The following is a 7,500-nucleotide window of genomic DNA, read 5'->3' as shown; positions in this document are numbered from 1 at the left end:
GGGGGGCGGGGGGGGGCCCCCCCCGGGGGGGCCGCGGGGGGGGGGGGGGGTTGGGGGGGGGGGGGGGGGGGGTGGGCGGGGGGGGGGGGGGGGGGGGGGGCGCACACCCCCCCCCCCCGCCCGGCTACGCCTGCTTGGCCGCGTGCATCGCCGCCCCCACGATCCCCGCGTTGTTCTGCAGCTGTGCCGGGACGATCTCCGCCTCGATGCCCTCGATGTAGTGCAGGAACTTCTCCGACTTACGGCTGACGCCGCCGCCGATGATGAAGAGCTCCGGCGAGAAGAGCATCTCCACGTGCGCCAGGTACTTCTGCACACGGTGGGCCCAGTGCTCCCACGTCAGGTCGTGGTCCTCCTTGGCCTTGCTGGAGGCGCGCTTCTCCGCGTCGTGGCCCTTCAGTTCGAGGTGACCGAGCTCGGTGTTGGGGACGAGGACCCCGTCGACGAAGACGGCGCTGCCGATGCCGGTGCCGAAGGTCAGCAGGATCACCGTGCCGCTTCGGTCGCGGCCGGCGCCGAAGGCGATCTCGGCGACGCCCGCCGCGTCCGCGTCGTTGACCACCGTGACGGGCAGCCCGCCGAGCCGCTCGCTGAACAGGGCGCGCGCGTCCGTGTCGACCCAGTTCTTGTCCACGTTGGCCGCCGTGCGGACGTGGGATCCGCCGGTGACCACGCCCGGGAAGGTGAGGCCGACCGGACCCGTCCAGCCGTAGTGCTCGACGACCTGCTTCACGCCGTCGGCCACGCCGTCGGGCGTCGCCGGGTGCGGGGTGAGCACCTTGAAGCGCTCCTCCGCCAGGTCGCCCCTGTCCAGGTCCACCGGGGCGCCCTTGATTCCGGATCCGCCGATGTCCACGCCGAAGATCTGCATGGCTCCACGTTACGACGGCCGACTGACAGTCACTCAGCGGGTGCCGGGGAGCCCGCTCCCGCCGCACCGCTGCCGCCGCGCTCGGCGACCAGGGCAGCCGCCTCCTCGCGCAGGTCGCGGCGGAGTTCCTTGGGCAGCGAGAAGGTGATGTGCTCGTCGGCGGCCTTGACCAGTTCCACGTCCTCGTAGCCGCGCTCGGCGAGCCAGGCGAGGACCTCCTCGACGAGGACCTCGGGGACCGACGCGCCGGAGGTGACGCCGACCGTGGTCACGCCCTCCAGCCAGGCCTCCTCGATCTCGCTCGCGAAGTCCACCAGGAAGGACTCGCGCGCACCGGCCAGCTTGGCGACCTCGACGAGCCGCTTGGAGTTGGAGGAGTTGCGCGAGCCGACGACGATCACCAGATCCGACTCCGCGCCCATCTGCTTCACCGCGAGCTGACGGTTCTGCGTGGCGTAGCAGATGTCGTCGCTGGGCGGGGAGATGAGCTGCGGGAACTTCTCCTTGAGCGCGTCCACCGTCTCCATGGTCTCGTCCACGCTCAGCGTGGTCTGGGACAGCCAGACGACCTTGGAGGGGTCGCGGACCTCGACGCCCGCGACGTCGCCGGGGCCGTCGACGAGCTGGATGTGCTCGGGGGCCTCGCCGGAGGTGCCGATGACCTCCTCGTGGCCCTCGTGCCCGATCAGCAGGATGTCGTAGTCGTCGTCGGCGAAGCGGACGGCTTCCTTGTGGACCTTGGTGACCAGGGGGCAGGTGGCGTCGATGGTGGCGAGGCGGCCGCGCCGGGCCTCATCGTGGACGACGGGGGCCACGCCGTGGGCGGAGAACATGACGATGTTGCCCGGGGGCACCTCCTCCGTCTGCTCGACGAAGATCGCGCCCTTCTTCTCCAGCGTCTGCACGACGTACTTGTTGTGGACGATCTCGTGGCGGACGTAGACGGGGGCGCCGTACTGCTCAAGGGCTTTCTCGACGGCGATCACGGCACGGTCCACACCGGCGCAGTAGCCCCTCGGGGCGGCGAGCAGGACACGGCGGCCAGGCGAAGCAGTCATGCGTCCCATCGTAAGGCCGGGTGCCGGCCCCGGATGGCGGCCGGGGGCCGCCGCCCCCAGGCCCCCGCATCGGCCCTGACGGGCCTCGTCCTCAGACGCCGGACGGGCTGGTTCCACCGACCGTCGTTGTCAGATGCGGCCGATACTCTCGACCGCATGGCTGTCAACACGTCCGCGGACGCCCCGCTGCCGGTCGGCGAGGTGTCCCGGCTCATCGGGGGGTGGATCGACCGGCTCGGCGCGGTGTGGGTCGAGGGGCAGATCACCCAGTTGTCGCGGCGTCCGGGCGCGGGCGTCGTGTTCCTCACGTTGCGGGATCCGTCGTACGACGTCTCCGTGAGCGTGACGTGCTTCCGGCAGGCGTTCGACGCCGTCGCGGACGTCGTCGGGGAGGGCGCGCGGGTCGTCGTCCACGCCAAGCCGGAGTGGTACGCGCCGCGTGGGCAGCTGTCGCTGCGGGCGGTCGAGATACGGCCGGTGGGCGTCGGGGAGCTGCTGGCGCGGCTCGAACAGCTGAAGAAGTCGCTGGGCGCGGAGGGGCTGTTCGCCCGGGAGCGCAAGAAGCCCCTGCCGTTCCTGCCGCAGCTGATCGGGCTGGTCTGCGGGCGGGCCTCGGCCGCCGAGCGGGACGTGCTGGAGAACGCCCGGCACCGCTGGCCCGCCGTCCGTTTCGAGGTGCGCAACGTCGCGGTGCAGGGGGTGCACGCGGTGCCGCAGGTCGTGCAGGCGGTGAAGGAGCTGGACGCCATGCCGGACGTGGACGTGATCATCGTCGCGCGGGGCGGCGGAAGCGTGGAGGACCTGCTGCCGTTCTCCGACGAGCAGCTGGTCCGGGCGGTCGCGGCGTGCCGTACGCCGGTGGTGTCGGCGATCGGGCACGAGCCCGACAATCCGCTGCTGGACCATGTGGCGGACCTGCGGGCCTCGACGCCGACCGACGCGGCGAAGAAGGTCGTGCCGGACGTGGGCGAGGAGCTGGAGCGGGTGCGGATGCTGCGCGGCCGGGCGCGGCGGTGCGTGGAGGCGTCCGTGGAGCGGGAGGAGCGCGGGCTCGCCCATGCGCTGGCGCGGCCCGTGATACAGGATCCGCACCGGATGATCGAGGAGCGGGCGGACCACGTCGCCTCGCTCACCGACCGGTCGCGGCGCACGCTGGGGCACCTCCTGGACCGCGCGGACTCCGAGCTGACGCACACGCACGCGCGCGTGGTGGCGCTGTCCCCGGCCGCGACGCTGAAACGGGGGTACGCCGTGCTGCAGAAGGCCGACGGGCATGTGGTCCGGGGGCCGCAGGAGGTGGCGGCGGCGGAGCCGCTGCGGGCGCGGGTCGCCGAGGGCGAGTTCATGGTGATTGTCGACGAGCAGGGATCGGGTGCATGACGAGCGGGACGGACGAGGTGCTCGGATACGAGCAGGCGCGCGACGAGCTGATCGAGGTGGTGCGCCGCCTGGAGGCGGGGGGCACGACGCTGGAGGAGTCCCTCGCCCTGTGGGAGCGCGGGGAGGAGCTGGCCAAGGTGTGCCGGCGCTGGCTGGAGGGCGCCCGGGCACGGCTGGACGCGGCGCTCGCCGAAGAGGAGGAAGAGGACGGGAACCCCTCGGGGGACGCCTGAACAGGGTCGCGCGTGAGGCTCACGGTGGTCCGTGGCGCCTCACGCGCACACCCGGCACTCTGTGAAGTGGATCACGTCACCACCCTCACATCCCCGCCTTGTTGAACGTTGAACTTCTTTGGCGTACGGTCGTCCTGTCAGCCGGTCCGGCGCCGCCGGATCCGGACGCGCATTGGAGGAAGTTCCCGCATGTCTTTCGTTCTTGACCCCGCCGCCCAGGACCTGCTGTTCCGCGAGGCCCACACCGCGAACGCGTTCACCGACGAGCAGGTCACCGACGAGCAGGTGCAGGCGATCTACGACTTGGTCAAGTACGGCCCGACCGCCTTCAACCAGACCCCGCTGCGCATCACCCTGGTCCGCTCCGCCGAGGCCCGCGAGCGCCTGGTGCAGCACATGGCCGAGGGCAACCAGGCCAAGACCGCCGCCGCGCCGCTGGTCGCGATCCTCTCCGCCGACAACGAGTTCCACGAGGAGCTGCCGGCCCTGTTCCCGGCGTTCCCGCAGGCCAAGGACCTCTTCTTCGCCGAGCGCACCGCCCGTGAGGGCTCCGCCACGGTGAACGCCGCCCTCCAGGCCGCGTATTTCATCGTCGGCATCCGCGCCGCGGGTCTCGCCGCCGGCCCGATGACCGGCTTCGACTTCGAGGGCGTCCGCAAGGAGTTCCTGGACGACGACCACACCCCGCTGATGGTCGTCAACATCGGCAAGCCGGGCGAGAACGCGTCCTACCCGCGCTCCCCGCGCCTGGCCTACGACGACGTGGTCACCACCGTCTGAGCGGCACCCGTATGACGCAGGCCCCCGGCGACGATCGCCGGGGGCCTGCTTCGTGTCCGGGGGCGGCGCACCTCCGCCGCCCCGCGCTCACGCCGTCTTCAGCGCCTGAGCCATCTGCGCCAGTCCGGCCCAGGACGCGGTGCCGGCCACCACCGTCGTCGAGCCGTCCGCGCCTTCCTGCACCAGCGCGTTGTAGCGGCCGTCGGCGTAGCGGACCCAGGTCCGGCCCGCCAGCTGCTCCGTCCTGTCGGTCCGGCGGGCGCTCTGGGTCGCCTTCTCGACGAACGTGGAGCGCTTCTCGGTGGACTGCTCGATCTGCACGTACTCCCCGTCCGGGGTGTGGAAGCCCAGATGCCAGGCGTCGAACTGGTCGCCCCGGAACCGCACCGACGTCGCCTTCCACGCCGCCGGCAGCCCCTCGGGCGCCGCAACCGGGTACGAGGCGGCACGGCGGGCGGTGAGGAGCTCCACGCGGTAGTCGACCGCCTTGGTCTCGGGCGGGGTGTCGTCGTGCGGGACGAAGATGTACATCACCAAGCCGGCGACCATGATCAGGCCCAGGGAGAGCACCATGTCCCGGACCGTCTGCGTCTTGCCTTTCCTACCTGCCACGCCCCCTATCGTCGCAGGTGCCCGGGCCGCTCATCCGTGGGGTCCCCTGCTCATTTTGTCGGACTGGCGATAGAGTCAGCTTTCGAACCCTCATACGGCCGTCGTCGTATCAGAAAGGTGCGCTCCGATGACCGAGCATCATCATCTCCCGTCCGAACTGGACGTTCCCTCCGAGGCGCCCGACCGCAACCTCGCCCTCGAACTGGTACGCGTCACCGAAGCCGCCGCGATGGCCGCGGGCCGCTGGGTGGGGCGCGGCGACAAGAACGGCGCCGACGGCGCCGCGGTGCGCGCCATGCGGACCCTCGTCTCCACCGTGTCGATGAACGGCGTGGTCGTCATCGGCGAGGGCGAGAAGGACGAGGCGCCGATGCTCTTCAACGGCGAGCGCGTCGGCGACGGGACCGGGCCCGAGGTGGACATCGCCGTCGACCCGATCGACGGCACCACGCTGACGGCCAAGGGCATGCCGAACGCGATCGCCGTCCTCGCCGCCACCGAGCGCGGGGCCATGTTCGACCCGTCCGCCGTGTTCTACATGGACAAGCTGGTCACCGGCCCCGAGGCCGCCGACTTCGTGGACATCGACGCGCCGGTCTCGGTGAACATCCGCCGGGTCGCGAAGGCCAAGCGGGGCACGCCCGAGGACGTCACCGTCGTCATCCTGGACCGGCCGCGGCACCAGGGCCTCATAGAGGAGATCCGGGAGACCGGGGCCCGCATCAAGCTGATCTCCGACGGCGATGTCGCCGGCTCCATCCTGGCGCTGCGCGAGGGCACCGGCATCGACCTGCTGCTCGGCGTGGGCGGAACGCCCGAGGGCATCATCTCGGCCTGCGCCGTGAAGTGCCTGGGCGGCACCATCCAGGGCAAGCTGTGGCCCAAGGACGACGAGGAGCGGCAGCGGGCGATCGACGCCGGGCACGATCTGGACCGGGTGCTCACGACCGAGGACCTCGTGCAGGGCGAGAACGTGTTCTTCGTCGCCACCGGCATCACCGACGGTGAGCTGCTGCGGGGGGTGCGGTACCGGGCGGAGACGGCCACGACCGACTCGATCGTGATGCGCTCCAGGTCGGGCACGGTCCGGCGGATCGACTCCGAGCACCGGCTGAGCAAGCTGCGGGCCTACTCGGCGATCGACTTCGACCGCGCGAAGTAGCCGCGCCGGCTGTACTGAGGTCGCGGACCGGAAGGGCGCCCCCTGTGCGGAGGAGGCGCCCTCTTCCGCGTCAGCCTGCCGCGGCTATGCGGCCGGTCGTGTGCGCCGCCTTCAGGTCGAGGTCGCGGCGGCGACGGCGCGCCAGGACCACGCGGCGTTCGGCGGCGGTGAGGCCGCCCCAGACGCCGTACGGCTCCGGCTGCAGCAGGGCGTGCTCGCGGCACTCCACCATCACGGGGCACCGGGCGCAAACCCGCTTCGCCGCCTCCTCGCGAGAGAGCCGGGCGGCGGTGGGCTCCTTCGACGGGGCGAAGAACAGCCCCGCCTCGTCGCGCCGGCACACCGCCTCGGTGTGCCATGGAGCGTCTTGGTCCCTGTCGCGCGCTGACACCCGCTGGGCCGGAACGGCGGCTACCTGCAAGGACGAATGCGGCGGTTGCAGCACGGTCTACTCCTGACGACGGCTTCGCGAGCGAGAGACGACGCAGCAAGCCCTACCCGCTGTGCGCGCGCCTATGCACAGGGTTCCCGGGCGCCCGCCGGAGCCGCCCGTTCGCCGTCGTCAACGGTCGAGGTGTTTGCGCAGACTCTTGTCGACCTTGCGATGGACGCGGTCGAGGATGTCCGCGACGATCCGCCCGCGCTTCGGCCGGCCCTCGATGTTGCCGAGGACGGCCCAGCCGTCGACGTAGACCACCGGGGCGTCCGGCTCGGGCGAGTCGAGCGTCTCCACCTCGAAGTTGCCGAGGACGCCGCCGCCGGTGCCGCGCAGCGAGACGTTCTCCGGGACCTGGATCTCGATGTTGCCGAAGACCGAGATGGCCTTGACGACGACCTGCCGGTACTCGAACAGGGCCTCGCTGAGGTCGATCTCGACGCTGCCGAAGATCGCGTAGGCGTGGATGCGGCGGCCCGCGCGCCAACGCCCCTTGCGGACGCTCGCGCTGAAGATCGCGACCAGGTTGTCGTCCGGGTCGGCGGGGACCGAGCCGGCCGGCGGGCGGTTGGGGGCGGACGCGTGGGGCGGGGCGTGCCGCTGGTGGGCGGCGGGCAGGTCGCGTATGTAGACGTCCAGTTCACCGACCGTCTTGGCGCCGAGGACGCCCTCGACGCGCTCGGCGTGCTCCTCGGCGGTGAGCCGGCCCTCGGCGAGGGCGTCGCGCAGGATGTCGGCGATACGGTCGCGGTCGGCGTCCGAGGCGCGCAGCTCGGCGGCGGCAGCGGGGGCGGTCTGCTTCTGAAGGTCCACGGCAGCAGCGTACCCAAACACGATAGATCGCGATAGTCCCTCGTACGGGTGCCGGCCTGGCCGGGCCGCCGTCCGGCGCCCGCCGCCGAACTGAGCCTTACCTCACAAGCTCGGCCCCTCCGGGCAGGTTCTACGCTGGTGGACGCTGCCAACGG

Annotated in this window: 9 protein-coding genes; 4 read left to right on the top strand and 5 right to left on the bottom strand. The window is 71.8% G+C overall.

What is annotated here, in order from left to right; genetic code table 11:
• Positions 1-124: 124 nt before the first annotated feature.
• Together ppgK and ACIRS4_RS20045 are read right to left on the bottom strand one after the other, a co-directional pair.
• The gene (gene ppgK / locus ACIRS4_RS20050) at positions 125-871 is read right to left on the bottom strand and encodes a polyphosphate--glucose phosphotransferase (RefSeq protein ID WP_404197455.1); all 747 of its coding nucleotides are present in this window, start codon (positions 869-871) and stop codon (positions 125-127) included.
• A 29-nt stretch (positions 872-900) separates the two neighbouring features.
• Positions 901-1,938, bottom strand: a complete 1,038-nt coding sequence (locus ACIRS4_RS20045; RefSeq protein WP_404197452.1) for a 4-hydroxy-3-methylbut-2-enyl diphosphate reductase — start codon at positions 1,936-1,938, stop codon at positions 901-903.
• A gap of 147 nt (positions 1,939-2,085) precedes the next feature.
• On the opposite strand from ACIRS4_RS20045, the gene xseA reads away from it, so the two are divergent.
• From xseA to ACIRS4_RS20030, 3 genes are all read left to right on the top strand, one after another.
• Complete coding sequence (gene xseA, locus ACIRS4_RS20040) at positions 2,086-3,309, top strand: exodeoxyribonuclease VII large subunit (protein WP_404197449.1); 1,224 nt, start codon at positions 2,086-2,088, stop codon at positions 3,307-3,309.
• Complete coding sequence (locus ACIRS4_RS20035; RefSeq protein ID WP_404197447.1) at positions 3,306-3,542, top strand: exodeoxyribonuclease VII small subunit; 237 nt, start codon at positions 3,306-3,308, stop codon at positions 3,540-3,542. Before xseA ends, ACIRS4_RS20035 begins: the two co-directional genes overlap by 4 nt.
• Before the next feature lie 189 nt (positions 3,543-3,731).
• Positions 3,732-4,322, top strand: a complete 591-nt coding sequence (locus ACIRS4_RS20030) for a malonic semialdehyde reductase (protein ID WP_404197444.1) — start codon at positions 3,732-3,734, stop codon at positions 4,320-4,322.
• 87 nt (positions 4,323-4,409) lie between these two features.
• Here the strand turns inward: ACIRS4_RS20030 and ACIRS4_RS20025 are convergent, their stop codons facing one another.
• Positions 4,410-4,934 (bottom strand): DUF4245 domain-containing protein, encoded by a 525-nt coding sequence (locus ACIRS4_RS20025; protein WP_404197442.1) that lies wholly within the window; start codon positions 4,932-4,934, stop codon positions 4,410-4,412.
• Positions 4,935-5,061: 127 nt separating this feature from the next.
• Between ACIRS4_RS20025 and glpX the strand changes: the two genes are divergently transcribed.
• A complete protein-coding gene (gene glpX, locus ACIRS4_RS20020) occupies positions 5,062-6,096 on the top strand; it encodes a class II fructose-bisphosphatase (RefSeq protein ID WP_358795793.1) in 1,035 nt (344 codons plus the stop codon).
• A gap of 70 nt (positions 6,097-6,166) precedes the next feature.
• Here the strand turns inward: glpX and ACIRS4_RS20015 are convergent, their stop codons facing one another.
• Positions 6,167-6,541 (bottom strand): WhiB family transcriptional regulator, encoded by a 375-nt coding sequence (locus tag ACIRS4_RS20015; RefSeq protein WP_130441576.1) that lies wholly within the window; start codon positions 6,539-6,541, stop codon positions 6,167-6,169.
• Positions 6,542-6,658: 117 nt separating this feature from the next.
• Positions 6,659-7,345 carry a DUF1707 domain-containing protein gene (locus ACIRS4_RS20010; protein ID WP_404197437.1) on the bottom strand — a complete coding sequence of 229 codons (687 nt, stop codon included), beginning with the start codon at positions 7,343-7,345 and terminating at the stop codon, positions 6,659-6,661.
• Positions 7,346-7,500 lie beyond the last annotated feature (155 nt).

This window comes from Streptomyces sp. NPDC101166 (genome assembly GCF_044768125.1).
In the GTDB taxonomy this organism is placed as follows: Bacteria; Actinomycetota; Actinomycetes; order Streptomycetales; family Streptomycetaceae; genus Streptomyces.
Note: the sequence above shows the minus strand (reverse complement) of the source record. Positions and strands in the feature narration are given on the sequence as shown.

What these genes read in the sequence shown, in the direction of transcription:
- ppgK (WP_404197455.1), bottom strand. Translation starts at nt 871, where the DNA reads ATGCAGATCTTCGGCGTGGACATCGGCGGATCCGGAATCAAGGGCGCC.
- ACIRS4_RS20045 (WP_404197452.1), bottom strand. Translation starts at nt 1,938, where the DNA reads ATGGGACGCATGACTGCTTCGCCTGGCCGCCGTGTCCTGCTCGCCGCC.
- xseA (WP_404197449.1), top strand. Translation starts at nt 2,086, where the DNA reads ATGGCTGTCAACACGTCCGCGGACGCCCCGCTGCCGGTCGGCGAGGTG.
- ACIRS4_RS20035 (WP_404197447.1), top strand. Translation starts at nt 3,306, where the DNA reads ATGACGAGCGGGACGGACGAGGTGCTCGGATACGAGCAGGCGCGCGAC.
- ACIRS4_RS20030 (WP_404197444.1), top strand. Translation starts at nt 3,732, where the DNA reads ATGTCTTTCGTTCTTGACCCCGCCGCCCAGGACCTGCTGTTCCGCGAG.
- glpX (WP_358795793.1), top strand. Translation starts at nt 5,062, where the DNA reads ATGACCGAGCATCATCATCTCCCGTCCGAACTGGACGTTCCCTCCGAG.